Source organism: Streptomyces sp. NPDC037242, assembly GCF_055604165.1.
In genome coordinates, this window is the sequence record NZ_JBVJUY010000006.1 from 21,474 (window position 1) to 46,730 (window position 25,257).

Annotated in this window: 23 protein-coding genes and 1 pseudogene; 17 read left to right on the plus strand and 7 right to left on the minus strand. The window is 72.7% G+C overall.

The genetic code is table 11. The features are described 5' to 3' along the window. Positions 1-57 precede the first annotated feature (57 nt). The 3 genes from ACZ7GJ_RS09535 to ACZ7GJ_RS09545 all read left to right on the plus strand — a co-directional run bounded on the left by ACZ7GJ_RS09535 (position 58) and on the right by ACZ7GJ_RS09545 (position 5,985). Positions 58-807: a DUF1838 family protein gene (locus ACZ7GJ_RS09535; RefSeq protein ID WP_470750576.1), complete on the plus strand. Its 750-nt coding sequence runs from the start codon at positions 58-60 to the stop codon at positions 805-807. 423 nt (positions 808-1,230) lie between these two features. Further along, complete coding sequence (locus tag ACZ7GJ_RS09540; RefSeq protein ID WP_470750786.1) at positions 1,231-3,000, plus strand: S8 family serine peptidase; 1,770 nt, start codon at positions 1,231-1,233, stop codon at positions 2,998-3,000. Positions 3,001-3,222: 222 nt separating this feature from the next. Further along, on the plus strand, positions 3,223-5,985 hold the full coding sequence (locus tag ACZ7GJ_RS09545) for a helix-turn-helix transcriptional regulator (protein WP_470750577.1): 2,763 nt from the start codon (positions 3,223-3,225) through the stop codon (positions 5,983-5,985). Between the two features lie 3 nt (positions 5,986-5,988). On the opposite strand, the gene ACZ7GJ_RS09550 is transcribed toward ACZ7GJ_RS09545, so the two are convergent. The 3 genes from ACZ7GJ_RS09550 to ACZ7GJ_RS09560 all read right to left on the minus strand — a co-directional run bounded on the left by ACZ7GJ_RS09550 (position 5,989) and on the right by ACZ7GJ_RS09560 (position 8,014). Further along, positions 5,989-6,906, minus strand: coding sequence for a glycoside hydrolase family 19 protein (locus tag ACZ7GJ_RS09550; RefSeq protein WP_470750578.1), 918 nt, complete (start codon positions 6,904-6,906; stop codon positions 5,989-5,991). Between the two features lie 185 nt (positions 6,907-7,091). Next, positions 7,092-7,502, minus strand: coding sequence for a rodlin (locus tag ACZ7GJ_RS09555; protein WP_470750579.1), 411 nt, complete (start codon positions 7,500-7,502; stop codon positions 7,092-7,094). Between the two features lie 317 nt (positions 7,503-7,819). Then, entirely contained in the window at positions 7,820-8,014 is a 195-nt protein-coding gene (locus ACZ7GJ_RS09560; RefSeq protein ID WP_470750580.1) for a DUF5302 family protein, read from the minus strand. A 141-nt stretch (positions 8,015-8,155) separates the two neighbouring features. Between ACZ7GJ_RS09560 and ACZ7GJ_RS09565 the strand changes: the two genes are divergently transcribed. Further along, positions 8,156-8,542 carry a hypothetical protein gene (locus tag ACZ7GJ_RS09565; protein ID WP_470750581.1) on the plus strand — a complete coding sequence of 129 codons (387 nt, stop codon included), beginning with the start codon at positions 8,156-8,158 and terminating at the stop codon, positions 8,540-8,542. Between the two features lie 16 nt (positions 8,543-8,558). Here the strand turns inward: ACZ7GJ_RS09565 and ACZ7GJ_RS09570 are convergent, their stop codons facing one another. Then, positions 8,559-8,999: a MarR family winged helix-turn-helix transcriptional regulator gene (locus ACZ7GJ_RS09570; protein ID WP_470750582.1), complete on the minus strand. Its 441-nt coding sequence runs from the start codon at positions 8,997-8,999 to the stop codon at positions 8,559-8,561. A 137-nt stretch (positions 9,000-9,136) separates the two neighbouring features. Between ACZ7GJ_RS09570 and ACZ7GJ_RS09575 the strand changes: the two genes are divergently transcribed. After that, positions 9,137-10,687, plus strand: coding sequence for an MFS transporter (locus ACZ7GJ_RS09575; protein ID WP_470750583.1), 1,551 nt, complete (start codon positions 9,137-9,139; stop codon positions 10,685-10,687). 112 nt (positions 10,688-10,799) lie between these two features. Here the strand turns inward: ACZ7GJ_RS09575 and ACZ7GJ_RS09580 are convergent. Then, positions 10,800-11,243, minus strand: a pseudogene (locus tag ACZ7GJ_RS09580) (formate dehydrogenase accessory sulfurtransferase FdhD); the annotation flags it as partial. Positions 11,244-11,526: 283 nt separating this feature from the next. On the opposite strand from ACZ7GJ_RS09580, the gene ACZ7GJ_RS09585 reads away from it, so the two are divergent. The 3 genes from ACZ7GJ_RS09585 to ACZ7GJ_RS09595 all read left to right on the plus strand — a co-directional run bounded on the left by ACZ7GJ_RS09585 (position 11,527) and on the right by ACZ7GJ_RS09595 (position 14,771). Further along, entirely contained in the window at positions 11,527-13,071 is a 1,545-nt protein-coding gene (locus ACZ7GJ_RS09585; RefSeq protein WP_470750584.1) for an aldehyde dehydrogenase family protein, read from the plus strand. A gap of 94 nt (positions 13,072-13,165) precedes the next feature. Next, the gene (locus ACZ7GJ_RS09590; RefSeq protein WP_470750585.1) at positions 13,166-14,092 is read left to right on the plus strand and encodes a MerR family transcriptional regulator; all 927 of its coding nucleotides are present in this window, start codon (positions 13,166-13,168) and stop codon (positions 14,090-14,092) included. 73 nt (positions 14,093-14,165) lie between these two features. After that, the gene (locus tag ACZ7GJ_RS09595) at positions 14,166-14,771 is read left to right on the plus strand and encodes a HutD/Ves family protein (protein WP_470750586.1); all 606 of its coding nucleotides are present in this window, start codon (positions 14,166-14,168) and stop codon (positions 14,769-14,771) included. Here ACZ7GJ_RS09595 and ACZ7GJ_RS09600 read toward each other — a convergent pair. Then, positions 14,752-16,572 carry a galactose oxidase-like domain-containing protein gene (locus ACZ7GJ_RS09600; RefSeq protein ID WP_470750587.1) on the minus strand — a complete coding sequence of 607 codons (1,821 nt, stop codon included), beginning with the start codon at positions 16,570-16,572 and terminating at the stop codon, positions 14,752-14,754. The genes ACZ7GJ_RS09595 and ACZ7GJ_RS09600 overlap by 20 nt on opposite strands. A 218-nt stretch (positions 16,573-16,790) precedes the next feature. Between ACZ7GJ_RS09600 and ACZ7GJ_RS09605 the strand changes: the two genes are divergently transcribed. Together ACZ7GJ_RS09605 and ACZ7GJ_RS09610 are read left to right on the plus strand one after the other, a co-directional pair. Continuing rightward, positions 16,791-17,450 (plus strand): DUF4360 domain-containing protein, encoded by a 660-nt coding sequence (locus tag ACZ7GJ_RS09605; RefSeq protein WP_470750588.1) that lies wholly within the window; start codon positions 16,791-16,793, stop codon positions 17,448-17,450. 280 nt (positions 17,451-17,730) lie between these two features. Next, a complete protein-coding gene (locus tag ACZ7GJ_RS09610) occupies positions 17,731-17,961 on the plus strand; it encodes an acyl-CoA carboxylase epsilon subunit (RefSeq protein WP_470750788.1) in 231 nt (76 codons plus the stop codon). Positions 17,962-18,064: 103 nt separating this feature from the next. Here the strand turns inward: ACZ7GJ_RS09610 and ACZ7GJ_RS09615 are convergent, their stop codons facing one another. Continuing rightward, a complete protein-coding gene (locus ACZ7GJ_RS09615; RefSeq protein WP_470750589.1) occupies positions 18,065-19,699 on the minus strand; it encodes an FAD-dependent oxidoreductase in 1,635 nt (544 codons plus the stop codon). 273 nt (positions 19,700-19,972) lie between these two features. Here ACZ7GJ_RS09615 and ACZ7GJ_RS09620 point away from each other — a divergent pair, with 273 nt between their 5' ends. The 7 genes from ACZ7GJ_RS09620 (at position 19,973) to ACZ7GJ_RS09650 (ending at position 25,252) form a co-directional block, all read left to right on the plus strand. Further along, complete coding sequence (locus tag ACZ7GJ_RS09620; protein WP_470750590.1) at positions 19,973-21,094, plus strand: SchA/CurD-like domain-containing protein; 1,122 nt, start codon at positions 19,973-19,975, stop codon at positions 21,092-21,094. A 77-nt stretch (positions 21,095-21,171) separates the two neighbouring features. Further along, on the plus strand, positions 21,172-21,615 hold the full coding sequence (locus tag ACZ7GJ_RS09625; RefSeq protein ID WP_470750591.1) for a cupin domain-containing protein: 444 nt from the start codon (positions 21,172-21,174) through the stop codon (positions 21,613-21,615). After that, complete coding sequence (locus tag ACZ7GJ_RS09630; RefSeq protein ID WP_470750592.1) at positions 21,576-22,883, plus strand: beta-ketoacyl-[acyl-carrier-protein] synthase family protein; 1,308 nt, start codon at positions 21,576-21,578, stop codon at positions 22,881-22,883. Before ACZ7GJ_RS09625 ends, ACZ7GJ_RS09630 begins: the two co-directional genes overlap by 40 nt. Next, positions 22,880-24,118 (plus strand): beta-ketoacyl synthase N-terminal-like domain-containing protein, encoded by a 1,239-nt coding sequence (locus ACZ7GJ_RS09635; RefSeq protein WP_470750593.1) that lies wholly within the window; start codon positions 22,880-22,882, stop codon positions 24,116-24,118. Before ACZ7GJ_RS09630 ends, ACZ7GJ_RS09635 begins: the two co-directional genes overlap by 4 nt. 30 nt (positions 24,119-24,148) lie before the next feature. Further along, positions 24,149-24,403 carry an acyl carrier protein gene (locus tag ACZ7GJ_RS09640; RefSeq protein ID WP_365915892.1) on the plus strand — a complete coding sequence of 85 codons (255 nt, stop codon included), beginning with the start codon at positions 24,149-24,151 and terminating at the stop codon, positions 24,401-24,403. A gap of 1 nt (position 24,404) precedes the next feature. After that, entirely contained in the window at positions 24,405-24,884 is a 480-nt protein-coding gene (locus ACZ7GJ_RS09645) for an SRPBCC family protein (RefSeq protein WP_470750594.1), read from the plus strand. A 35-nt stretch (positions 24,885-24,919) separates the two neighbouring features. Further along, entirely contained in the window at positions 24,920-25,252 is a 333-nt protein-coding gene (locus ACZ7GJ_RS09650; RefSeq protein WP_365915888.1) for a TcmI family type II polyketide cyclase, read from the plus strand. The last annotated feature ends 5 nt before the right edge of the window (positions 25,253-25,257 follow it).

Sequence of the window (25,257 nt, forward strand, 5' to 3'; positions counted from 1 at the left end):
CGAGTTGGCCATGACGGTCCTTGCCGACCCGGACGGCGACCGCGCACAGTACGCGGTATGACTCCCGCCGAACTGCTCCAGGCCCTCGCCCGCACCCGTGCCTCGCTCGACGGCGAGGAGGTGACCTTCTGGTGGACCGGCGACGTCTACTCCTGGGGGCCCGGCGAGCCCTACCAGCGCCTCTTCGGCTTCGAGGGGATCAACGTCGCCCGCCTGGCGGCCCCCGAGGGCGAGCCCCCGGGCACGTACCAGCTCCTCACCCGGGAAGCAGCGTTCTACCTGGAGCCGCAGACCCGGGAGATCCTGGAGACCTGGCAGGGCAAGCCGGTGGTCCACGTGTGGAACGACCCGGCCAACCAGCGGTGGCGGGCGTTCCCGGTCCCCATGACCGAGCTCGGCGACCAGGTCTGCTTCAGCCTGGAGGTCCCGCTCGCCTACCCCTCGCCGCTGCCGGTCGCCGAATTCCCGGACAATTCGGCGGACGACACCTACCGGGCGCTGGAGCTGTTCCAGTTCTTCGCCCCCGCGTCCGTCCTCACCACCGACGCGCCCAGCGTCCCCTCGACCATGTCCTGGACGCGGATGTCCCCGTGGCTCCCCTGGATGGAACAGGGACAGCGCCCCGGCGGCCTGGCCTTCCACTGCCGGGGCCGCAAGCTGTCCTCGTACGCCGAGGTCCCCGAGCGCACGCGCGCGTACGTCGCCGCCCATCACCCGGAGTTCGCCCACGCCCCGGAGAAGTGGAGCGAGCCGAACGAGACGAGCTGGACGTACTTCCGCAAGCTCGGCTCGCCGCCGCCCCGGTAACCGGCGGTAGGTGCAGGCCGGGGGCCGCGGCGGAGGGGAGGAGGGGCGCCACCGCGGGGGAGCAGAGGGGTGCCGCAGGGGGCGGACAAGGGTTTTCCCCGTATCGAGTTCATCCCCGTGTTGCCTACTGTCTGCCCACCGGCGATCTTCTCCTCCCGAACTGCCCCCGTGCCAACCCCACATGGTGCGAAGCAGAACGGCGGGGTCCCTCGTCGGAAAGCCGTTGCCCCGCTCCGACGTCGCGGCCGGGCAACGAGGCGAGCAGCGGTGGCCGGGGCGGGTTCGACCAGCCCGTCCCGGCGCCGTGGTCGCCGACACACCTCCCACACAGCACCAAACCGGCCGCTCCGGCCTGCCCGGGAACGGCCCGCGAAGGGGAACACCGTGCACGCATCCAGACGTAGGCTCATATCCGTGGTGGCGATGTCCGTCACCCTGCTCGCCGGAACCGCCACCACCTCCATGGCGCTGGCCACCGCGGACCCCGCCCCCGCCGCGGCGACCGCCGCTGCCGCGACCGCCCCGGTCGAGAACCTGATCGTCGGATACAAGTCCTCGGCGACCGAGGCCAACTCCAACGACGCGGCCGCCGCCGACGCCGCCGCAAAGGGCAAGAAGGCGGGCAAGAAGGGCGCCGACAAGACCCGCTTCGAGCGCCGCCTCGGCACCGGCGCCGCCCTCGTCACCCTCGGCACCCCGCTCGCCGCCGCCGACGCGGCCGACGTGATGGCCCAGTTCCGTGCCGACCCCGACGTCGCCTACGTCGAGCCGGACTCCCGCGCCTACGCGCTGGCCACCCCGAACGACACCGAGTACGCCAAGCAGTGGGACCTCTTCGAGCCCACCGCCGGCATGAACGTCCCCGCCGCCTGGGACAAGACCACCGGCAGCGGCGTCACGGTCGCGGTGATCGACACCGGCTACGTCGCCCACTCCGACCTGGCCCCGAACATCGTCGCGGGCTACGACTTCATCAGCACCTCCAGCGCCGCCCGCGACGGCAACGGCCGCGACAACAACCCCGCCGACCAGGGCGACTGGAGCGCGGCCGGCGAGTGCGGCGTCGGCTCCAAGGCCAGCGACTCCTCCTGGCACGGCACCCACGTGGCCGGCACCATCGCGGCCGCGTCCAACAACGCCAAGGGCGTCGCGGGCATCGCGTACAACGCGAAGATCCAGCCCGTCCGCGTGCTCGGCAAGTGCGGCGGCGCGACCTCCGACATCGTCGACGCCATCACCTGGGCCTCCGGCGGCTCCGTCGCGGGCATCCCGGCGAACGCCACCCCCGCCAAGGTGATCAACATGTCGCTCGGTGGCTCCGGTGCCTGCACCGCGACCTACCAGAACGCCATCAACGCCGCCGTCGCCCGCGGTACGACCGTCGTCGTCGCCGCCGGCAACAGCAACGCCGACGCGGCCGGCTTCTCGCCCGCCAGCTGCAACAACGTCATCAACGTGGCCGCCAGCAACCGCACCGGCGACCGCTCCTTCTACTCCAACTTCGGCGCCATCATCGACGTCGCCGCCCCGGGCGGTGAGACCCGCCGCGCCACCGACACGCCCGGCACCGTCACCACCCCCGAGAACGGCATCCTCTCCACGCTGAACGGTGGCACGACCACCCCCGGCGCCGAGATCTACAAGCCGTACCAGGGCACCAGCATGGCCGCCCCGCACGTCGCGGGCCTCGCCGCGCTCCTGGTCGCCGCCAAGCCCTCGCTCACCCCGGCGCAGGTTGAGTCGGCCATCAAGACCAATGCCCGCCCGCTCGCCGGCACCTGCACCGGCGGCTGCGGCACCGGCCTGGCCGACGCGGCCGCCACGGTGACCGCCGTGACCTCGACGCCGACCACGCCGTCCTTCGAGAGCACGGCCGACTTCTCCATCGGTGACAACACCACCGTCGAGAGCCCGATCACCGTCAGCGGTGTGACCGGCAACGCTCCGGCCACCCTCAAGGTGGGCGTGAAGATCGTGCACACCTACGTCGGCGACCTGAAGGTCGACCTCCTCGCCCCGGACGGCACCGTCTACACGGTGCACAACCGGGCGGGCGGCAGCGCCGACAACATCAACCAGGAGTACACCGTGAACGCCTCCTCGGAGGTCGCGAACGGCACCTGGAAGCTCCGCGTCAACGACAACGCGGGCGGCGACACCGGCTACCTCGACTCCTGGAGCCTCGGCTTCTGAGTCGGCCGCAGCCAACCCGGCCTGACGGGCCGATAGTACGGACCAAATGAACCCGCGGACCTGCCGATACACCTCGTATCGGCAGGTCCGACGGGTTTTTCTGTCGCGCGACTGAATTCTGCGTCACAATCCGGGCCCGCCGGGCAGCGGACCTCGTATTGTCGCGTCTCACAAGAAGGGCACAGGAACTGGAGCTGGAGACCGAGAGGCTGGTGGCTGTGCGTGGTGGCGGCGACGGGGCACGCTGACACGACCGTCGGACACGGTGAGCTGGTCAAGGCGGTCGAGCACGCGCTGACCGGGCACGGGCGGGCACTGCTCACCGGCCCCGCCGGAGCGGGCAAGACCGAGGTGGTGCGCGCCCTCGCGGCCGCCGCCGAAGCCCGCCGGGACAGCGTGCTGCGCCTCGCCCCCGAAGCCGCTGACCGGTGGATCCCGGAGGCCTCGGCCGCCGCCCTCCTCGCCTCCGTACCCGCCGCCGCACTGGAGCGGCTCTCCGGCCCCCAGCGCACCGCCATCGCACTCCTGCGCCGCGAGACGGACGCGCCCCGGGCCGGCCGCGACCACGTCGCACTGCGCCTCGCCGTCGTCGAGGTCCTGCGCACCCTCGCCGCCCGCAGCCCCGTCCTGCTCGTCCTGGACAACGCCCAGTGGCTCGACGCCGAGAGCACCGATCTGCTCCGCTTCGCCCTGCGCCTGACCCCGCCGGGCGTACGGGTCCTGGTGGCCGAATGCGTCCAGGGCGGGGCCCCCGTCGCCGAACCCCTCTGCGGCCCCGGCACCCCCGAGATACGCGTCCCCCCGCTCGGCGCCGACGAGGTGGCCGAACTGCTCGTTCGCCGGGGCCTGCCGGCCCGCCTCGCCGGCCGGATCCACCAGGCCAGCGGAGGCAACCCGCGCCTCGCCCTCGCCCTCGGCCACTCCCTCGCCGAAGCCGCCGGGACCCGTGACGGCGGAGCCCACCACGCCGACGCGCTGCCCGTCTCCGGCCAGGCCCGCGAGGTCGCCCGACGGCTCCTCGCCGCGGTCCCCGTCGAGGCCCGCCGCACCCTGCTGCTCGCCGCGCTCGCGGCCCGCCCGACCACCGCCCTGTTGCGCCGGGCCGGGCGCCCGCACGCCGAGGCCGAACTCGCCGTGGCCGAGCGGGCCGCGCTCGTCACCGTGGGCGAGGACGGCGCCGTAGCCTTCTCGGCCGGCGCGCTGCCCACCGCCCTGGCCGCCGACGCCGGCTGGCCCGAACGCGCCGCCGGACACGCCGCCCTGGCCGCCGCCGTCGCCGACCCCGTCCAGGCCGTACGCCACCGCGCGCTGGCCGTGGACACCCCCGACCAGTGGCTCGCCGCCGAGATAGCCGACGCCGCCGCGGCCTGCCGGCGCCGCGGCCAGCGGGCGCTGGCCGCCGAACTGGGTCTCCTCGCCGCCGAGCGCACCCCCGCCCACCTGCAGGGAGAGGAGATGGCCCGGCTCGTCGGCGCCGCCGAGGACGCGGGCTGGGCCGGCCGCGCCGACCTCGCCCGCCGCGCCACCCGCGCCGTACTGGCCCGCGACTCCTCTCCCGCCGACCGGGTCCGGGCCCGGCTCGCCGTCATCGACGCCGCCGGGCAGGCCCTCGCCGACCTCGACGAGACCTTCGCCTACGCCACGGCCGACGCCGAGGGCGACCCCGCGCTCCAGGCCGCCGTACGGCTGCGGGTCGCCTGGAAGCGCAACCTCAGCGACGGCGACCCCGTCCGCTCCCGTGACGCCGCCGCCGAGGCCGGGGCCCTGGCCGCCGCAGGAGGCGACCAGGTCGCCGAAGCCATGGCACTGACCGTACGGGCCCGGATGGGCCGCATCCTGGGCGACCCCGACGCCGAGGAGATCCTCGCCGAGGCCCTGGCGCTGCCCGCCCCCGAGGTCCCGCTCGGCATGCGCAACGCCCCGCAGTACCTCGCCGTACGCCACGCCCTCTTCGACGACCGGCTGGGCGACGCCCGAAGACAGCTGCTGGTCCTGCTGCCCGCCGTCCAGCGCACCGGCTCGGCCGAGGACGTCTTCGAGGTGCTGCGCAGCCTCACCGAGGTCGAACTGCGCCGGGGCAGGTGCACGGCGGCCTCCGCGCACGCCCGCCGCGCCCTGGAACTGACCATCGAGGCGGGCCTGTCGCCCGGCCCCGCCTGGTACGTCGCAGCGATGGCCGAGACCATGGGCGGCAGCTTCGCGCGCGCTGCCGGATACGCCCGGCGCGGCATCCAGGCCTCGGAGGAGGAACGCGACCAGGTCTTCCTCTCGCGCAGCCTCCACGCCCTCGGCCTGGTCGAGCTGGCGACGGGCGAGGCCGCGAAGGCCGTGGCCACGCTGCGCCGGGTCGCCGAGCTGGAGGCCGCCCAGCAGGTCGTGGACCCCTCGATCCTGCGCTGGCACGGGGAGCTGGCCGAGGCCCTGGTCGCGGCGGACGCCCCGGACGAGGCCGCCGAACTGCTCGTTCCGGTCCGCGCGACCGCTCTGGCCCTCGGCCGTACCAGCGTGGTCGCCGCCCTCGACCGGGCCCGGGGCCTGTGCCTGTCGGCGCAGGGCGAGGCCGAGTCGGCGGTCAGCCTCCTCCAGGAGACCGAGCGCCGGCTCGCCGAGCTCCAACTCCCGCTGGAGCGGGCCCGTACGCTCCTCGCGCTCGCCCGCGTGGAGCGGCGCCGCCGCCGGCGGGCACCCGCCCGGGACGCGCTGCGGGCGGCGGCCGAGGCGTTCGCCCAAGCCGGGGCGCACCCCTGGGCGGAGCTGGCCCGGGAACCGTCCCCCGCCGAGACGGGCAGCCCGAACGCGCTGGCCGCCCTGACGGAGGCGGAGACCCGCCTGGCGCTGCTCGTGGCCGACGGGGCCAGCAACCAGGAGGCGGCCGCGAAGCTCTTCGTCAGCGTCAAGACCGTGGAGGCCAGGCTGACCAGGATCTACCAGAAGCTCGACGTGCGCTCCCGGGCCCAGCTGGCCACCACGCTCCGCACCCGGTGACGGTCAGCAGCCGAGGTTGTTCCCGGGCGTGACGCCGAGGAGCTGGGTGAAGCTCTGGTACGCGTTCACCCGGCTCTGCACCTGGGCGGGGTTGCCGCCGTTGCATTCGAGCGAGCCGTTGATGGAGCGGATGGTCTCGCCGAAGCCCGCGCCGTTGACCATCGCGGCGTGGGCGGTCATCGTGCCCGGCCCGTTCTGCGTGTTCCAGTACCAGAGCGCCGTCTTCATGGCGATGGCCGGATCCTGTTCCACCAGGTAGGGGTTGGCGAGGAGGTTGATGCCGAGCGCGTCGCCCGCGGCCTTGTAGTTGAAGTTCCAGCTCAGCTGGATCGGACCGCGGCCGTAGTACGCGGCCTGCCCGGCCGGGCAGCCGTACGGCTGGCCCGCGTCGCAGTAGTGGGGGTAGTTCGCGGTGTTCTGCTCAACTATGTGGACCAGGCCGCCGGTCTCGTGCGAGACGTTCGCGAGGAAGGCGGCCGCCTCGCGCCGCTTCACGGTGTCGTCGCCGGTGTTGGCGAAGCCGGGGTACGCCGACAGGGCCGCGACCAGCCCGTTGTACGTGTAGAAGGGGTTCCGGTTCGGGAACATCTGGTTGAACTGGGCCTCGCTGACCACGAATCCGGACGGATTACCGGGATCCGGGTCCTGGCCCCCGCCGGTGCCGCAGGCGCCCTGGTCCGACCAGACGCCCCACTGCCCGGTGGTGCCGGGCGTCTCGCCCTGGGTCCACCACTTGGCCTGCCAGTTGTGGCCGCCGTACGAGGCGCTCATCCCGTTCGTGTACACGGCCGAGGAGGCCCAGGAGCCGGCGCAGGCCGGGGCCGCGGCGGCGGGCGAGGCGGGAAGGACCAGGGCGAGACCGGCGGTGACGGCCGCGGCGGCGGCCAGGGAGAGGGCGCGGCGACGTAGTGCACGCATCATGCAACTGCTCCTTGAGTGGGGGGAATTGCCGTGGGGGGAGGCAATTACCGCCACTCAAGCGAAAGTGGTCTGGACCTGTCAAGGTCTAGACCAACCCGGGTCTCCTTTTATGTGCGGACGGAACGCGGCGACGCCGGTGCGAAGCCCGAAGGCCTCGCACCGGCGCCGGTGCGGTGTGCGGCAGATCAGCTGCCGGCGGAGAGGTTGCCCGAGAGGACCGGGATGTTGCTGAGGATGTGCGAGGCCGAGTCGTCGCCCTTGGCCTGGGTGGAGTTCTCGGTGCACTGCTGGTTCTGCGGGTTGGCGAGGACGTTGATGTCCTGGACGCCGACGTTGATCAGGGCCAGCACCGACTGGACGTTGAGCTTCGCGGGGACGCCGGCGCAGAGCTTGTTCAGGGAGCCCTGGATGACGCTCATCTGCGGGCTCATCGCGCCGCCGGTCTCCTGGTTGCCGTAGATCTGCGCGGCGCCGTTGCCGTTCACGGTGTTGATGCCGTTGTCGTTGCCGATCGCCATCGCCGGTGCGGCTACGGCGGCACCGGCGCCCAGAACGGCGGCGGTGGCGGCTGCGGTGGCCATGAACTTCTTGAACATGTGGGGGATTCCTTCGGTCGCACTGTCGCAATGGGATGGCTGCCCTCGGCGGGACGGGCTGCTCAACTCCCGTGAGCGCCCGGGGTTATCGCCCGTCACCCGACTGGCCGATCGGTGCACTCCCACGGGGAGCACGGCCATCGGCCGATTGACCCACTGTGCGACCGATCCGCGGTGCTACTGCCCTGCTGCGCGACTGCCCTGCTGTGCGACCGGGCCGCTGTGCGGCCTGGGAGCCGCCCCCGACCGGACCCGACCCGTGAAACGTCCGGGCGGTGGTCCCGTCGAGGCCGGCTGCTGCGATCCGGCGACCGCGGTCAGCCGGTCTTGCGGCGGACCTTCTTGTTCTTGCCGCCGGGACCGTTGCCACCCTGGCCCTGGATCTTGGCGCGGCTCTGGTGGGACTGCTGCGACTGGGCGTTGCGGGCGTTGCGCTCCAGAGCCTCCTTGAACTTGCGCTTGGCCTCCTCGGCCGGCGACTCGTCCTTCGGGGTGTCCGTCTCGTCTGACATGTATGTCCTCCTGTGTGGTCTGAAGCCGTTTCAGTCTGTCAGGTGGCGTTCCCCCTGGCCAGCGGCTTCCCGCGCAGGGGCCGTGGGGCGAGTGCGGCGGATCGCCTGTGTGCGCGGGGCCGCGCCGATACCGTGGCGGCCATGAGTGCCGATGAGCTGAGTCCCGAGGACGTCTGGCCGGTGCCTCCGTCCTGGATGTTCGGCTGCACGACCTGCGCCCGCCTCTACCGTTCGATGCGGGAGATCCAGGACGCCATGGCGGAACTGTTCCTCACGGGGGAGCGGGGCGTGGACTGGGACCCCATGGACAGCGGGCCCGGCTCCCGGATCCGCCTCGCCCGGCACATGGCCACCGACCACCTGGACCTGCTCCCCGACTGGTCCCCGGGGTGCGAGCGCTGCGGCGACCACCGGCTCCGCCTCGCCCGCAGCGCGAAGTCGCGGCTCTCGGCCGGTACCGCCCTGGTGGCCGCGGAGCACCGGGCCGCGCACCTGTTCGTCCCGCCGCGCGGACTCGGACTCGTATGACGGGCGCTCCGTACGGTCAGGCGTCCTTCTCCATGGCCGGGCGCAGGCGCTCCAGCAGGGCGTAGAGGGTCGCGCTCTCGGCCTCGTCCAGGATGTCGAGGGCGCCGTGCGTGGCCTGCATCTCGGCGCGCACCCGGCGGATGACCTCGCGGCCCGCGTCGGTCGCCACGACGTTCTTGACGCGCCGGTCGGCGGGGTCCGGCTCGCGGCGCACCAGGTCGCGGGCCTCCAGGCGGTCCACGATGCCCGTGACGTTCGAGGCGTCGCACACCAGCAGGGTGGCGAGGCCGCGCATGGGCATCGGCCCGTTGAGCTGGGCGAGGACCCTGGCCTGCGTGGAGGTGAGGCCGTGATGGGCCGCGGCGGCCGCGAAATCGCGCCACTGGGCCGTGCCGATGGCGGCGAGCAGCTCCAGGAGCTCCAGTTTGGTGGGGGCGTACGGGGTGGTGGCGCTCATGCTCGAAGAGTACTCAAGGTGTTTGACATTATCAACCTTTTACTTGACCACCTTAACTATTGAGGACTACCGTCTGTGGAGTTACTTGATGACATCAAACATCTGTGGTCTGAAGCACTAAGAAGGTCCTCCCTGCCATGAGCCCCACCACCTCCACCCCGGACACCGGCACCAGGAACGAGACGGTCATCGTCTTCGCCCTGAGCCTGGCCGCCATGGTCGTGTCGATGATGCAGACCCTCCCCGTCCCGATCCTGGGCCTGATCCGCAACGACCTCGGCACCACCACCGCCAACGTCAGCTGGGTGACCACCGCCACCCTGCTGTCCGCTGCCGTCTTCACCCCGCTGCTCGGCCGGTTCGGCGACCAGCACGGCAAGAAGCCGACGCTGGTGGCCGTACTCGGCGTCATGGTCGCGGGTTCCGTCGTCGCCGCGCTGGCGTCCTCGCTGCCGCTGCTGATCCTGGGCCGGGTCCTGCAGGGAGCCGCCACCGCGATCTTCCCGCTGGCGCTCTCCGTGCTGCGCGAAGAGGTCCGCCCGCAGAAGCTCCCCGGTGCGATGGCCCTGGTCAGCGGCACCCTCGCCTTCGGTAGCGGCCTCGCGCTCGTCGCCACCGGCCTGCTGACCTCCGGCGCCGACGCCGACTACCGCAACGCCTTCTGGATGGCGACGGGCTTCGCGGTCCTCGCCCTGCTCGCCGTCGTCTTCCTGGTCCCCGCCACCCGTCACAAGACCGGCGGACGCACCGACGTCCTCGGCGCGCTGACCCTCGGCATCGCCCTCCTGCTGCTCCTGCTGCCCATCTCCCAGGGCCACGAGTGGGGCTGGGCCTCGGCCCGTACGCTCGGCAGCTTCGCCGGCGCCGTCGTGATGACCGCGGTGTGGGTCCTGGTCGAGCGCAAGGTGCGCGAGCCGCTCGTCGACATGCGGATGTTCGTCCACCGCCCGGTCCTCATGGCCAACCTGGCCGGCATCCTCGTCGGCTTCGGTATGTTCGCGAACTTCCTGGGCGTCTCCTACCTCGTCCAGATGCCCCACGAGCTCACCGGGTACGGCTTCGACGCCTCCATCCTGCGCGCCTCGGTCGAGTTCCTGCTGCCCGGTGCGATCGTCTCGCTGCTCGCTTCGCCCGTCGGCGGCCAGCTGGTGCGCCACCGCGGCCCCCGTGCGGCGCTCGCTCTGGCCGCCGCGCTCGGCGCCGCCGGCTTCGGCTGGCTCGCCGCGGACCACAGCCACACCTTCTCGGTGATCGGCGCCGGCCTCATCGTCGGTGCGGCCGTCAGCTTCGGCTACGCGGCCATGCCCGCCGTGATCATGTCCAGCGTCCCGCACCACCAGAGCGGCATCGCCAACGGCATCAACTCCATCTCCCGCTCCACGGGCAGCGCGATCGGCAGCGCCATCGTCACCACGATCCTGGCGTCGCAGACGATCGAACACCTGCCGCCGGGTGTTCCGGCCCTGCCCGCCGAGTCCGGTTTCACCCTGACCTTCGCGATCGGCGCCGCGGCCTTCGCCCTGGTCGCGCTGATCAGCTGGATCGGTCTGCGCGGACAGCACGGGCCCCGGGTCGTCGAAGCGTCCCCGCAGGCGAAGGCGGCCGACGCGCCCGAGCAGGCCGACGCGCCTGAGAAGGCTGATGTGCTCGCGAAGGCCGACGCGTCCGCGAAGGCCGACGCGGTCTGAGCCGACCCCGGCCCGACCCGCCCCCGCGTGCGCGCGCGGCAGAAAGGCCCGCCGGCGCAGGGGGCGCTCCCCGCCGGACCGGGCCCCCGCCGCCGTGCCGCGGGCGCCGTCGTCAGGCCGTGGGCCCGACGCGGTGCCCGCCCGCGTACACGTTCATGGAATCCCCCCGCAGGAATCCGACCAGCGTCAGCCCCGCCCCGGCGGCCAGGTCCACGGCCGGCGAGGACGGGGCCGACACCGCGGCCAGGACCGGGATCCCGGCCATCACCGCCTTCTGCGCCAGCTCGGAGGAGGCCCGCCCGGACACCAGCAGGACGGCCCCGCCCAGCGGGAGCAGGTCCGCCTGCAGGGCCCGGCCCGCGATCTTGTCCACGGCGTTGTGCCGGCCGGCGTCCTCGCGTACGTCGATCAGTTCGCCCTCCGGGGAGAAGAGCGCGGCGGCATGCAGCCCGCCGGTGCAGTCGAAGACCCGTCGGGCGGACCGCAACCGGGCGGGGAGGGCGGCCAGCACCTCGGGCCCGACGCACAGGCCGCAGGACGAGGTGGCGTAGACGTTGCTGCGCCGGCTCTGGGAGGTCGCCGTCCGCGAGGACGCCCTCCTGGTCGAGGACAACCCGCTGGAGGCAGCCGGCGTGGCCGTCGGATCGACCCCGACCGGCACGGCCCGGCTGGTCCTCGAGCGACTCGCAGTCCAGAAGTGAGACCGTGTCTGCCGCCCGGCCCGTACTTACGGCCGGCCCGCGCGACCGCATAGCCTCGCCAGTACGGCCGCCCGGTGCGCGGGCGGCCGTACGCGAGCCACCTCATGCCCCGCCCACCCACTGAGCGGAGAACCGCAGATGGCACACCCCACCCTCGCCCTCAAGCCCGGCACGGCCTGGTCCGATGCCTGGCAGCGCGCCCTGGCCGTGGCCCCCGAGGCCTTCCAGGAGGACTGCGTCCTGAACCTCTGGGGCGGCTCCTGGCATTCCGACGGCCGCGCCCTGCCCGCCACCAGCCCCGTCGACGGCAGCCCCATCGCGGGCCCGCCGCGCCTCGACTCCGCCGCGGCCGCACAGGCCGTACGGGCGAGCCTCGACCAGCACCGCGCCTGGCGGCACATCCCGCTGCCCGAACGCCGCTCCCGCGTCAGCGCCGCCCTCGACGCCCTGACCGAGCACCGCGAACTGCTCTCCCTCCTCCTGGTCTGGGAGATCGGCAAGCCCTGGCGGCTGGCCCAGGCCGATGTGGACCGGGCCATCGAGGGTGTCCGCTGGTACGTGGAGAACATCGAGGCCATGCTCGAAGGCCGCACCCCGCTCGACGGGCCCGTCTCCAACATCGCCAGCTGGAACTACCCCATGTCGGTGCTGGTGCACGCCATGCTCGTGCAGGCACTCGCGGGCAACGCCGTCATCGCGAAGACCCCGACCGACGGCGGCCTCGCCTGCCTCACCCTCGCCAGTGCGCTGCTCCGCCGCGAGGGCATCCCCGTGACCCTGGTCAGCGGCAGCGGCAGCGAGCTCTCCGAAGCCCTCGTCCGTTCGCCGGAGATCGGCTGCGTCTCCTTCGTCGGCGGCCGGGACACCGGCGCGCGCATCGCCACCGCCGTCACCGACCTCGGCAAGCGCCACATCCTCGAACAAGAGGGCCTCAACACCTGGGGCATCTGGGAGCACACCGACTGGGACGCCCTGAAGGCCGTCATCCCCAAGCTCTTCGACTACGGCAAGCAGCGCTGCACCGCCTACCCCCGCTTCGTCGTCCAGCGCACCGCCTTCGACGCCTTCCTCGCCGCCTACCTCCCCGCCGTTTCCGCCATCCGTACGGGCCACCCCCTCGCGGTCGCGCACCCCGACGACGCCCTGCCCGAACTGGACTTCGGCCCCCTCATCAACGCGGCCAAGGCCAAGGAGCTCACCGACCACGCCGCCGAGGCCGTCGAGCGCGGCGCCGTACCGCTCTTCCGCAGCTCCCTCGACCCGGCCCGGTTCCTGCCCGGCCAGGACACCTCCGCCTACGTGGCCCCGCTGACCCTGCTCAGCCCGCCGGCTTCCTCACCGCTCTACCACGCGGAACCCTTCGGCCCCGTGGACACCATCGTCCTCGTGGACACCGAGGCAGAGCTGCTGGCCGCCATGAACGCCTCCAACGGCGCGCTGTGCGCCACCCTCTCCACCGACGACCCGGCCACCTTCTCCCGCCTCGCCCCGCAGATCCGCGCCTTCAAGATCGGCCACGGCAAGCCCCGCTCGCGCGGCGACCGCGAGGAGCTCTTCGGCGGCTTCGGCGGCTCCTGGCGCGGTGCCTTCGTCGGCGGGGAGCTGCTGGTCCACGCGGTGACCAACGGCCCCGAGGGCGAACGCCTGCCCGGCAACTTCCCCGAGTACCAGCTGATGCCGTGACTGCCGTGACTGCCGTGACTGCCGGGACATGCCGTGACCCGGCCTTCCGCCCCGGCTTGAGTCTCCCGTAGGGGGAGACGGCAGGGTGGCGGACATGAACGGCGACGCGCTCTACTCGATCGGAGACCTGGCCCGGCGCACCGGGCTGACGGTCAAGACCATCCGCTACTACTCCGACTCGGGGATCGTGCCGCCGACCGACCGCAGCCCCGCCGGCTACCGGCTCTACGACATCGACGCGCTGACCCGCCTCGACCTGGCCCGCACCCTGCGCGACCTCGGCCTCGATCTGGCCGCCGTACGCAGGGTGCTGGACCGGGAGGCCTCCGTACCGGAGGTCGCGGCCGCCCACGCCGACGCCCTGGACGTGCAGATACGCACCCTGCGGCTGCGGCGGGCCGTGCTGCGGGCCGTCGCCCGGCGGGGCGCCGACCACCTGGAGACCGCTCTGATGCACCGACTCGCCAAACTCTCCGAGGACGAACGCCACCGCCTGGTGCACGAGTTCATCGACGCCACCTTCGGTGACCTCGACGCCAACCCCGAGTTCGTCGCCATGATGCGCTCGGCCATGCCCGAACTGCCCGACGACCCCACCTCCGAACAGGTCGAGGCCTGGGTGGAGCTCGCCGAACTCTGCCAGGACCCCGACTTCCGGACCTCCGTACGCCGCATGGCCGAGTTCCAGGCGGCCGACCGCTCCAGCGGTGACACCACCGGCCTCCACCACGACCTCACCGAAGCGGTGCGGGCGCGCGTCGGGGAGGCCCTGGCCGCGGGCATCCTGCCCGCTTCCGCCGAGGCGGCCCCCTTCGCGGACTCGCTGACCGCGCTCTACGCCCACGCCTTCGAGCGCGCGGACGACGGGGACCTGCGCCGCTGGCTGCTCGCCCGCCTGGAGGTGGCGTCCGATCCGCGGGCCGAGCGGTACTGGCAGCTCCTGTCAGTGATCAACGGATGGCCGGTGCCGCCCGCCCTGGCCCCGGTGTTCACCTGGTTCACCGCCGCGCTCCGCGCCTGAGGGCGTCGGCGCGGGGCGACCCGGATAGGCTCGGCCGGGCCCGGGGCGTACCCGGGCCCGGAAGGCGGACGGAATGAGCGGCGCGGACACGGTCCGGATCCTGCGGGCGGCCGACCGGCCGGCGGCCGGCTGGAAGAACGGCGGGGGAGTCACCAGGGAGATCGCCGCCCGACCCGAGGGCGCGGGCATGGACGATTTCGCGTGGCGGATCAGCCTCGCCGACGTCACCGCCGACGGACCGTTCTCCGCCTTCCCCGGGGTCGACCGTACGCTCACCCTCGCCGAGGGCGCCGGCATGGACCTCACGATCGACGGGGTACGCCGCCTCGTGGACCGGCGCTACGACCCCCAGCGGTTCCCCGGCGACCGGCCGACGGACTGCCGGCTGCTCGGCGGCCCGATCGTGAACTTCAACGTGATGTACCGCCGCGACTCCGTGACGGCCGACACCGCCGTGGTCCGCGGCGAACTCCTGCTCGCCCTCCCGCCCGGCGAGACCCTCGTGGTCGTGGCCCTGGAGGGTGCCGTGCACTTGGACGGCCACGACGTCGAACTGGGCCGCTACGACGCCGTCTTGGTGACGGGGGCGGCCCTCTGCCGGGTACGGGCCCCCGGCCGTGCGGCGGTGGTCCGGTTCGGCTCCCGCGTCCGGCCCGCGGTCAGCGGACGCCCAGCTTGATCCACTTCGCGGTGCTGGGGACGCCCTTCGCGTCGAGCAGGAACAGCATGTAGTACCCGGGAGGGGCGTCGGCCGCGGTCGCCGGTGTCCGCAGGCCGATCGTGCTGCCGCGGACCCCGGTCACCGCGAGGTCCAGATGGCGCTGGCTGGTGTTCACCGAGTGGGTGACCGTGGTCGGCGCCAGCAGCACGGCACGGGTGACGGCGGCGGCGGTGGAGCTCGTGACCTGGAAGGCGGCGCCGTGGGCGAGTTCGCCCGCCGGGGCCCGGTCGAGGACCGGCCGGCCGCCCCGGTGCAGGTAGGCGGGCTCGTAGAGCTCGATGCTGCCGTCCATCCGGTCCTTGATGTCGGGATCGTTGGCGATCTGCTGGAGTTCGTCGCCGGTCACCATCATCCGGCCGTCCGGCAGGACCAGGGCGTTGGAGTGGTACCCCCGGGGCAGCCGCTGCACCGGCCCGAGCCGCCAGTGGCCCTGGCCGTCGCGCAGTTCGATCTGCCGGTACTTGAGATCGGCCTTCGGGTTGAACGGCCCGTACCCGTAATCGCGGGTGTCGAGCGCTCCGTTGACGGTCAGCAGCGTGCCGTCCGGCAGGATCAGGGTGTCGTCCTGCGTCCGCCCGAAGGCCCGCGGCTCCTCGGTGGTCCACTTCCCGCCCGACAGCCGGTACGTATGGGGGTCGCGCGGGTCTCCGCCGAGGACCAGCACCGAGTCGGGGCCGCGCAGGCCCGCGGGCAGCGGGACGGCGGACCCGTAGCCGCGGAAGTCGGCGGGCCGCCGTGGCAGGTCCGTACGGGTCTGCCCGACCAGGTCGAAGAGCCACTGCTGGTCCGCGTCGCGCCCGAGACCGTAGACCTTGCCGTCGCGCAGCGAGAACAGGTGCGGGTAGTCGTTGCGGAACGGCGCGTCGGCGCGGAAGCGCTCCACCGGGACGTCCAGCGGGATGTCGTACCGCCCCCAGGGCACCGGCCGGCCGAGCGCCGGGAACCGCTCGACGACCGGTGTGGGCGTGCCCGTACCCCGCTCGGACTGGCCGGACATGATGATCTGGCGCCCGTCCGGGCCGGTGACGACCGAGGGGTACCAGCGGCCGACCGCCATGTCGCGGTTGCGGTACCAGGTCTCGGTCCACGGGTCGAACACGAAGGAGAGCTTCGCTCCGCTGCCGCCCTTGCCGCCGGTGTTGCCGCCGAACACCCCGACCATGCCGTTGGGCAGGAAGGAGTGCCCGGCACAGAAGAACGGCGCCGGGCGCGGGGCGTGCGTACCGTCGGGCATCAGCACGATCGGCGGCGTGACCTTCTTGAACGCCCGCGCCCCAGTGCCCTTGGCGGGGTCCCACAGGTAGGCGCGGCCGGCGTTCGTCCTGCCGATCCGGTCGGTGGGCCCGGTCTCCTTGGTGGGGTCGGCCTCCACGCGCTCGAAGGAGAAGAGCAGCACCTTGCCCGTGGGGAGCAGCGCGGTGTGCACGCCGAAGTCGGGGGAGGGGAAGTAGTCGGTGAAGCGGCCGGACCGCGCCGCCTCGAAGCCCGAGTTGGCCTTGCGCTGGGAGGCGCGCAGCGACTCCAGGCTCGTGGTGCGGGTCGACTGCGGGTACCCGCCGGCGCCCTTGACCGCGAGCCGCAGCCGGGCGTGCGCCCGGGCGTGGTCCTCACCCAGTACGACGGCCTCGTCGCCGGAGTCGCGGCCGGAGTCGTGGCCGGGGGCGGCGGACGCCGCCGGGGCGGCCGGGGCGGCCGAGGCGAGCAGGACGGCGGCGACCAGGCCTGCGGTCAGCAGGGCGGGCCGGTGCAGGCGGCGCATGGGGCTCCTCCCCGCAGGTCCTTCCTGCGAGCCGCCCATATTAGGAAGAAAGCGGATGAATTACCCGCATGGCGCGGTCCGGCTCCCCGCCGTCTGGGCCGTTCGGCGTATTGCCGGCGGGTGCGGATACGTCTCTGCGGTGAATCGGCGCGGCCATCGGAGTGAGCGGGCGCACCCGGTCACGCTCCGGGCCCGCCGCGGACCGTATCCATGGCGTTGTGATCACATCGCTCCGCGCTGCCTTCAGCGCCGCCGCCGTGACCGGAACCCTCCTCGGCCTCGGCCTGGCCCCCTCGGCCGTGGCCAACACCCCCATGGCGCCCTCGGACAGGGTGACCGTGGACGTCAAGAGCATCAACGGCTCTGGCTGCCGCCCCGGCAGTGCCGCCGTCGCCGTGGCCGAGGACAACTCGGCCTTCACGGTCACCTACAGCGAGTACGTGGCCCAGGTCGGCGGGGGCGCCCCCGCGATCGAAGGCCGGAAGAACTGTCTGCTGTCCCTGCTCGTCAACGTCCCGCAGGGCTACACCTACGCCGTGGCCCAGGTCGACTACCGCGGCTTCGGCAGCCTGCAGGAGGGCGCGGTCGGCACGCAGAAGGCCAGCTACTACTTCCAGGGCATGAGCCAGACCGCGTACCGGACCCACAAGTTCAACGGTGCGCTCGACGACAACTGGCAGGCCACCGACACCACGGGCATCGAGGCCCTCGTCTTCGCGCCCTGCGGCGCGCAGCGCAACTTCAACATCAACACCGAGCTGCGCGCCGAGGTCGGGACCTCCGACCCGGCGAAGACCAGCTTCATGGCGCTCGACTCCACGGACGGCAGCATCAACAGCATCTACCACTTCTCCTGGAAGAAGTGCCCGGCCCGCTGAAGTCGCTCCGAACCCTGACGGCGCCCCCCTGCGGGGGCGCCGTCAGGCGTTTCCGCGGGGCCCGCACCACTCGGACGGCCCAATGTCCCGGCCCCCGGCGCGGCCCGGGCTGCGGCTTGCCCGGGCTCTCGGACCACGCCCCTGACCTGGGCGGATGCCGCGCTTGGAGTCGGCGGTCCGGCGTGCCGGGGGCGGCGCCCGCTTGTAGCGTCGGCTGCGTCCGGAGTCCTTGTGACCCGACGAGGACCCGTGCGAACTCCCCGTAGGAGGAGCCGTGTCGATGCTCAAGGATGGCGGCGACGTACCGATAGCCAGCCTGCTCCGTGTGGAGCGGGGACTGGCCGCGCCCGAGGAGCTCGTCGCCATCGCGGTCGTGGTCGCCTGCGTGGCACGCCGGCTCGGCGGCGATCCGGCCGGGAGCGTGCAGACCTCGCCCCGCCGCCCCCGGCACGAGCACCGGAACGCGCACTGGAACGCGGGCTGCTGGGCGGGTTGTTGGGCCTGCGCCTGAACGCGACCACGCCCGAACGTGACCGCCCCTCGACGCGCCCGCCCGTCGGCCGCTACGGCGCGGCCGACGGGCGGACCACCGGGCCCGGGCCCGGGCCGGCCGCTCAGGCCCGCCGCAGCACCTGCGACATGACGTCCATCAGTACGGCACCGGGATCGGCCACCGCGCCCTCCGAGCGCCACGCCACGAACCCGTCGGGGCGTACGAGCACCGCCCCCGCGGCCGTCAGCTCGTGGACCGCTGCCCAGTCGGTCCCGTCCTCCTGGACCAGGTCGGCCGCGGCGGAACCGATCGAGTAGGAGTCCAGCCGCACCGGAAGCTGCCGCGCCACCTCCTCGCCCGCTGCCCGCCACGGCGTCCCCTCGCCGCTGAGCAGCACGAACGAGCTCTCGTACAGGTCCAGGGTGGAGATCCGCCCGCCACCCCGGCACCTGGTCAGCCACATGTGCGGGGCCCGCGTGCCGACGTCGCCCTTCAGACGCAGGTCCACGGGGATGACCGGCCGGCCGGGGTCGCCGCCGACGCTCGCCCCCGCGGGGTAGCAGTAGCCCATCGCCGTCGTGAGCATCCCGCTGCCCGGCCCGCCGCCCATCGTGGGCGGAGGCACGTAGCCCGGGTGGCTGTGCTCCGCCGAACGGGCCGAGGCCCGCTCGGCGGTCGCCAGGGCCACCGGCAGCCGCTCGGCCTCGTAGGTGTCGAGCAGTTCGATGCCCGCCGAGCCGTCCAGCACCGCAGCGATCTTCCAGGCCAGGTTGTGCGCGTCCTGGATGCCGGTGTTCGAGCCGAACGCGCCCGTCGGGGACATCTCGTGGGCCGCGTCCCCTGCCAGGAACACCCGCCCGGACGAGTACCGCACCGCCACCCGTTCGGCCGCGTGCCAGGGGGCCTTGCCTCCGATCTCCACGTCCAGGTCCGGTACGCCGATCGCGTTGCGGATCTGCTCCACGCAACGCTCCTCGGTGAAGTCCTCCAGGGTCTCGCCCCGGTCCGGGTGCCACGGCGCGTGGAAGACCCACTGCGTGTCGTTGTCCACGGGCAGCAGCGCCCCGTCGGCGCCCGGCTTCATCAGGTAGCACACGATGAACCGCAGGTCGCCCAGCGCCTCGACCAGCCGCTCCGAGCGGAAGGTGATGCTCACGTTGTGGAACAGCTCGCCGCTACCCGTCTGGGGGATCCGCAGCTGTTCGCGTACGGGGCTGCGCGGGCCATCCGCGGCGATCAGGAAATCGGCGCGCACGGTGATGTGCTCGCCCGTCTGCCGGTTCTTGACCAGGGCGCTCACCCCGGTGGCGTCCTGGTCGAAGCTCATCAGCTCGGTGGAGAACCGTACGTCGGCACCCTGCTCACGGCTCTGCGCGGCCAGGATCGGCTCGATGTTGTTCTGGCTGCACACGCACCAGCCCGTCGGGCTGAAGCGGCTCAGCGCGCCGGACGGGTCGATCGCCTTGACCAGCCACTTGTGGTCGTCGCCCATGAGCGACTCCGTCTGGAGGATGCCCATGTTGTTCTCCAGCAGGGACGCCGCCCGGCGGATCGCGTCCTCCGCCCCGGCCGTGCGGAACAGCTCCATGGTGCGGGCGTTGATCCCGCGGCCGCGCGGGTGGTCGGAGGTACCCGAGTGCTTCTCGACGACCATGTGCCTGACGCCGTGGCGGCTCAGGAACAGCGAGGTCGACAGACCCACGAGGGAGCCGCCCACGACGAGAACCGGTACGCGAACATCGGCGTTGTCTTCCATCAGCTGAGGGCTCCTGTTTTCTGTGTGGGGGAGTGGACTCTTTATGCCCCCGATCGACGGCCAGGCCCAGGAGATTCGCCGGTTGTCACCCGCTTGATCCGGAGATGTAGCGGTAGATGGCCACCCGGATGACGATGAGCGACAGCGGTTCCCCCTGAGACACGCCGGCCTGCCGCTCCCCACGGAGGCGGCCGCCGGCCGGGCGGGTCACCACCGATGACGGACGAGGGTCCGTACGCGATGGAACTCCACGCCCTCATGAAGGAGTGAGCAATGACAACCACCCTGTCCGAACGGGTGTCACAGTCGGCCTTCGACGGCTCCATGCTCCGGGTCGTCCTGCTGATGGACCTCCACGAGGGGGCCCAGCAGCGGTTCTTCGAGGCGTACGAACAGCTTCGGCACGACATCGCGGCCGTCCCCGGGCACATCAGCGACCAGCTCTGCCAGTCCTTCGAGAACCCCTCGCAGTGGCTCATCACCAGCGAGTGGGAGAGCGCCCCGCAGTACCTGGCCTGGGTCAACAGCGAGCACCACGCCGAGCAGGTACGGCCGCTGGGCGCCTGCGCCCGGGCCATGCGCCCGCTCAAGTACACGGTGCTCCGCGAGACCGGCCGGGCCTACGACGGCGCCGTGCGCCCCGGAGCCGCACGCCTCCAGGGCGCGCCCCGCCTGGGCGCCGGCATCGTCCGCCACGCCCTGACCTTCACGGTCAAGCCGGGCAGCGAGAAGCAGGTCGCGGCCATCCTCTCCAGCTACGCCTCACCGGCGGCCCGGGTCGACGACCACACCCGGCTGTGCCGCACCTCGCTGTTCATGCACGGCAACCGGGTCGTCCGGACGGTGGAGGTCCGCGGCGACCTGATGGCGGCGCTGCGGCACGTGTCGGAGCAGCCCGAGGTGCGCGCCGTAGAGGAGGCCATCAACCCGTACCTGGAGCAGGACCGGGACCTGGGCGACCCCGAGTCGGCCCGGATGTTCTTCATGCGGGCCGCGCTCCCGGCCGTGCACCACATCGCCGCGGACGCGGCGGACGGCGAGGACGTACGGCGCCACGCGCTCTTCTACCCGGCCAAGCCCGGCTGCGGTCCGGCGCTCGCCCGGTTCCTGGCCCGGCAGGACGAAGCCGCGGCCCACCGGCAGGGCAGCGCCACCGTCAGCAGCAGCATCTTCCAGCGCGACGACATCGTCGTACGCCTGATCGACGTGCGCGGCCCGCAAGGTGCCGACCCCGAGACCGCCTTCGGGGTGCACGGGCCGCGCAAGGCCGGCGTGCTCGCCCGCCTGATGGCCGAGCCCGACGCCGGGCCCGGCAAGCCCACGCGGCCGGCGGAAGCCGCGGCCCGCCACACCATGAGCCTGATCACCGACCGCCGGGCCCCCGCCGAGGGCTGACCCCCGTCGGCCCACCCCGGACACCACCACCCCCACCAGCCCCGTCCAGGCTCCCACCCGCCAGGAGGAACCCCGCCATGACCAGACATCGCCCACGCATCGTGGACCTCAGCCAGACGCAGCCCAACACCAGGCGCGGCGGAGACCTGAGGGCCGTGCTCACCCCGACCTCGGTGGGCAGTACCAGCGGGTTCATGGGCCTGGCGATCATGGCCCCCGGCGAGCACATCGCCGAGCACTACCACCCGTACTCCGAGGAGTTCGTGTACGTGGTCAGCGGGCACCTGGAGGTGGACCTCGACGGCGAGTCCCACCCGCTGCGCACCGACCAGGGCCTGCTCGTTCCCCTGAACGTGCGCCACCGCTTCCGCAACGTCGGGGACACCGAGGCCCGCATGGTCTTCCACCTCGGCCCGCTCGCCCCGCGCCCGGAACTGGGCCACGTCGACACCGAAGAGGCCGTACACCCGGAGGGCTCCGCATGGGAGAGGCCGCCGGACCGCACGGGAGCGGTCTCGTGACCCGGCGGCGGGTGGCCGTCACCGGAGTCGGCGTCGTGGCTCCCGGCGGGATAGGTGTCCCCGCCTTCTGGGACCTGCTGTCCAACGGCCGTACGGCGACGCGAGGCATCACCCTCTTCGACCCGACCGGCTTCCGCTCCCGGATAGCCGCGGAGGTCGACTTCGACCCCGCAGAGCACGGCCTGACCTCCGACGAAGCGGCCCGGGCGGACCGGTACATCCAGTTCGCCCTGGTCGCCGCGCGGGAGGCCGTACGCGACGCGGGTCTCGACCTCACCACCGACGAGGCCTGGCGCACCGGGGTCTCCCTCGGCACCGCCGTGGGCGGCACCACCCGTCTGGAGCACGACTACGTCGCCGTCAGCCAGTCCGGCGCATGGTGGGACGTCGACCACCGGCTGGCCGGAGCACACCTGCACCGGGCCTTCACACCGGCCACCCTCGCCTCCGCAGTGGCGGAACAGACGGGCGCGCGCGGACCGGTGCAGACCGTCTCCACCGGCTGCACCTCCGGACTCGACGCCATCGGGTACGCCGTCCACTCCATCGCCGAAGGGCGGATGGACCTGTGCATCGCCGGGGCCTCGGACTCACCGGTGTCGCCGATCACCGTGGCCTGCTTCGACGCCATCAAGGCGACCTCGCCCAACAACGACGACCCCGCGCACGCCTCCCGGCCGTTCGACGCCAACCGCGACGGGTTCGTCCTCGGCGAGGGCGGCGCGGTCCTCGTCCTCGAAGAGCTGGAGCACGCCCGTGCCCGGGGCGCGACCGTCTACTGCGAGATCGGCGGCTACGCCACCTTCGGCAACGCCCACCACATGACCGGGCTGACCGCCGAGGGCCTGGAGATGGCCCGCGCGATAGAAACCGCCCTCGGCCAGGCCGGGATCGACGCCACCGAGATCGACTACGTCAACGCCCACGGTTCCGGGACCAAGCAGAACGACCGCCACGAGACGGCGGCCGTCAAGCGGGTCCTGGGTGAGCACGCCTACAAGACGCCGATGACCTCCATCAAATCCATGGTGGGGCACTCCCTCGGCGCCATCGGGGCGATCGAACTGGCCGCCTGCGTCCTGGCGATGACCCACCAGGTCGTGCCGCCGACGGCCAACTACGAGACCCCCGACCCCGAGTGCGACCTGGACTACGTACCGCGCACCGCACGGGGTCGCAAACTGCGCAGCGTGCTCTCCGTCGGCAGCGGTTTCGGCGGGTTCCAGTCCGCCGTCGTCATGACCCAGCCGAAGGAGGCCGTCTCGTGAACAGCCCTACGGTCATCACGGGCATCGGGGTCGTCGCCCCCAACGGCATCGGCGCCGAGGCCTTCTGGAAGGCGACCGAGTCGGGGACCTGCGTGCTCGGCCGCGTCACCCGCCAGGGCTGCGAGCACCTCCCGCTGCGCGTCGCGGGAGAGGTCCGCGGCTTCGACCCGGGCACCCTGATCGAGGACCGCTACCTCGTCCAGACCGACCGGTTCACCCACCACGCCCTCGCCGCGGCCGAACTCGCCCTCGAAGACGCCCGGCTCGGCCGCGCCGACTACGAGAACGACCCCTTCTCCGTCGGTGTCGTCACGGCGGCCGGCTCCGGCGGCGGCGAGTTCGGGCAGCGCGAGCTGCAACGGCTGTGGGAGCAAGGCCCCCGCTTCGTCGGCCCGTACCAGTCGATCGCCTGGTTCTACGCCGCGAGCACCGGCCAGATCTCCATCCGCCGCGGCCTCAAGGGCCCCTGCGGGGTCGTGGCCAGCGACGAGGCGGGCGGGCTGGACGCCTTCGCGCACGCGGCCCGGGCGATCCGCCAGGGCAGCCGGGCCATGCTGGTCGGCGCCACCGAGGCGCCGCTGGCCCCCTACTCCATCGTCTGCCAGCTCGGCTACGAGTCGCTGAGCACGTACGACGACCCGGAACGGGCGTACCGGCCCTTCACCGAGAAGGCCTGCGGCTACGTCCCGGCCGAAGGCGGCGCGATGTTCCTCGTGGAGGACGCGGCGGCCGCCCGCGGCCGAGGCGCCACGGTCCGCGCCGTGCTGGCCGGCCACGCCGCGACCTTCACCGGACCGCGCACCCCCGACGCCTCCGGTGAGGGCCTGGCCCACGCCATCCGCGGCGCGCTCCGGGACGCCGACTGCGCACCCGAGGAGATCGACGTGGTCTTCGCGGACGCGCTCGGCACACCCGAGGCCGACCGCGCGGAGGCCGCGGCCATCGCCGCAGCCCTCGGCACGCACGCGCGGAAGGTGCCGGTGACGGCCCCCAAGACCGGTACCGGCAGGGCGTACTGCGCGGCACCCGCCCTCGACACGGCCGCCGCGGTCCTCGCCCTGGAGCACGGCATCCTCCCGCCCACGCCGAACGTGTTCGACGTGTGCCACGACCTCGACGTGGTGACCGGCAGCGCCCGCCCCGCGGAGCTGCGCACCGCGCTCGTCCTGAGCCGGGGCCTGATGGGCTCCAATGCCGCGCTCGTCATCCGAAAGGGCCCCGCAGCCCCCATGTAGCAGTCCCCTCGTAGGAAGTGAGACGCCACCATGTCCGACCGACTGACCATGGAAGAGCTGGCGGCCCTGATGAAGACCGCCGGAATCACCGTCGACCCGGGCGAGATGTCCAACCGGCCGGAGTCCGCGTTCGACGACTACGGCCTCGACTCGCTGGGCCTCCTCGGCATCGTCGGCGAACTGGAGAACCGGCGCGGCCGGGCCCTGCCCACCGACGCGGACCGCTGCAAGACGCCGCGGGAGTTCGTCGACCTCGTCAACAACAGCCTGATGACCGGAGCTTGAGATGGCAGGACACACCGAGAACGAGATCACCGTCGGTGCGCCGGTGGACGTCGTGTGGGACATGACCAACGACCTCCCCGGCTGGCCCCGGCTGTTCAGTGAGTACGCCTCGCTGGACATCCTGGACCAGCAGGGCGACACCACCCGCTTCCGCCTGACCATGCACCCCGACGAGAACGGCAAGGTGTGGAGCTGGGTGTCCGAGCGGACCGTCGACCGCAAGGGCCTCTCGGTCCGCGCCCGGCGGGTGGAGACCGGCCCCTTCGCGCACATGGACATCCACTGGCAGTACTCCGAGGTGCCGGGCGGCACACGGATGAAGTGGACCCAGGACTTTGCGATGAAGCCGGACGCCCCGGTCGACGACGCCTGGATGACCGACAACATCAACCGCAACTCCAAGATCCAGATGGCGCTCATCCGGGACAAGATCGAGCAGCGGGGCTCCGAGAACCTCACCCCCGCCGCCAGCCGCCCCTAGGGCGTACCGCCCCCGCAACGAAAGGCAACATCCGGATGCACCGAGCCCTCATCGTCGCCCGCATGGCGCCGCAGTCGGCACCCGACATCGCCGAACTGTTCGCCGCCTCGGACGCCGGCGAACTGCCGCACCTGGTCGGGGTGACCCGCCGGAGCCTGTTCCAGTTCGGCGACGTGTACCTCCACCTGATCGAGTCCGACCGGCCCCCGGGCCCGGCCATCGCGAAGGTGACCGGACACCCGGAGTTCCGGGACCTCAGCGACCGGCTCACGGCCTACGTCAGCCCGCACGACCCGGAGACCTGGCGCAGTCCCAAGGACGCCATGGCCCAGGAGTTCTACCGCTGGGAGAACCCCCGGACGGGGTGACCCGG

Excerpts from the sequence above, each read along its gene's own strand:
- ACZ7GJ_RS09535 (WP_470750576.1), top strand. The coding sequence starts at position 58 with ATGACTCCCGCCGAACTGCTCCAGGCCCTCGCCCGCACCCGTGCCTCG.
- ACZ7GJ_RS09540 (WP_470750786.1), top strand. The coding sequence starts at position 1,231 with ATGTCCGTCACCCTGCTCGCCGGAACCGCCACCACCTCCATGGCGCTG.
- ACZ7GJ_RS09550 (WP_470750578.1), bottom strand. The coding sequence starts at position 6,906 with ATGATGCGTGCACTACGTCGCCGCGCCCTCTCCCTGGCCGCCGCCGCG.
- ACZ7GJ_RS09555 (WP_470750579.1), bottom strand. The coding sequence starts at position 7,502 with ATGTTCAAGAAGTTCATGGCCACCGCAGCCGCCACCGCCGCCGTTCTG.
- ACZ7GJ_RS09560 (WP_470750580.1), bottom strand. The coding sequence starts at position 8,014 with ATGTCAGACGAGACGGACACCCCGAAGGACGAGTCGCCGGCCGAGGAG.
- ACZ7GJ_RS09565 (WP_470750581.1), top strand. The coding sequence starts at position 8,156 with ATGAGTGCCGATGAGCTGAGTCCCGAGGACGTCTGGCCGGTGCCTCCG.
- ACZ7GJ_RS09570 (WP_470750582.1), bottom strand. The coding sequence starts at position 8,999 with ATGAGCGCCACCACCCCGTACGCCCCCACCAAACTGGAGCTCCTGGAG.
- ACZ7GJ_RS09575 (WP_470750583.1), top strand. The coding sequence starts at position 9,137 with ATGAGCCCCACCACCTCCACCCCGGACACCGGCACCAGGAACGAGACG.
- ACZ7GJ_RS09585 (WP_470750584.1), top strand. The coding sequence starts at position 11,527 with ATGGCACACCCCACCCTCGCCCTCAAGCCCGGCACGGCCTGGTCCGAT.
- ACZ7GJ_RS09590 (WP_470750585.1), top strand. The coding sequence starts at position 13,166 with ATGAACGGCGACGCGCTCTACTCGATCGGAGACCTGGCCCGGCGCACC.
- ACZ7GJ_RS09595 (WP_470750586.1), top strand. The coding sequence starts at position 14,166 with ATGAGCGGCGCGGACACGGTCCGGATCCTGCGGGCGGCCGACCGGCCG.
- ACZ7GJ_RS09600 (WP_470750587.1), bottom strand. The coding sequence starts at position 16,572 with ATGCGCCGCCTGCACCGGCCCGCCCTGCTGACCGCAGGCCTGGTCGCC.
- ACZ7GJ_RS09610 (WP_470750788.1), top strand. The coding sequence starts at position 17,731 with ATGCTCAAGGATGGCGGCGACGTACCGATAGCCAGCCTGCTCCGTGTG.
- ACZ7GJ_RS09615 (WP_470750589.1), bottom strand. The coding sequence starts at position 19,699 with ATGGAAGACAACGCCGATGTTCGCGTACCGGTTCTCGTCGTGGGCGGC.
- ACZ7GJ_RS09620 (WP_470750590.1), top strand. The coding sequence starts at position 19,973 with ATGACAACCACCCTGTCCGAACGGGTGTCACAGTCGGCCTTCGACGGC.
- ACZ7GJ_RS09625 (WP_470750591.1), top strand. The coding sequence starts at position 21,172 with ATGACCAGACATCGCCCACGCATCGTGGACCTCAGCCAGACGCAGCCC.
- ACZ7GJ_RS09630 (WP_470750592.1), top strand. The coding sequence starts at position 21,576 with ATGGGAGAGGCCGCCGGACCGCACGGGAGCGGTCTCGTGACCCGGCGG.
- ACZ7GJ_RS09640 (WP_365915892.1), top strand. The coding sequence starts at position 24,149 with ATGTCCGACCGACTGACCATGGAAGAGCTGGCGGCCCTGATGAAGACC.
- ACZ7GJ_RS09645 (WP_470750594.1), top strand. The coding sequence starts at position 24,405 with ATGGCAGGACACACCGAGAACGAGATCACCGTCGGTGCGCCGGTGGAC.
- ACZ7GJ_RS09650 (WP_365915888.1), top strand. The coding sequence starts at position 24,920 with ATGCACCGAGCCCTCATCGTCGCCCGCATGGCGCCGCAGTCGGCACCC.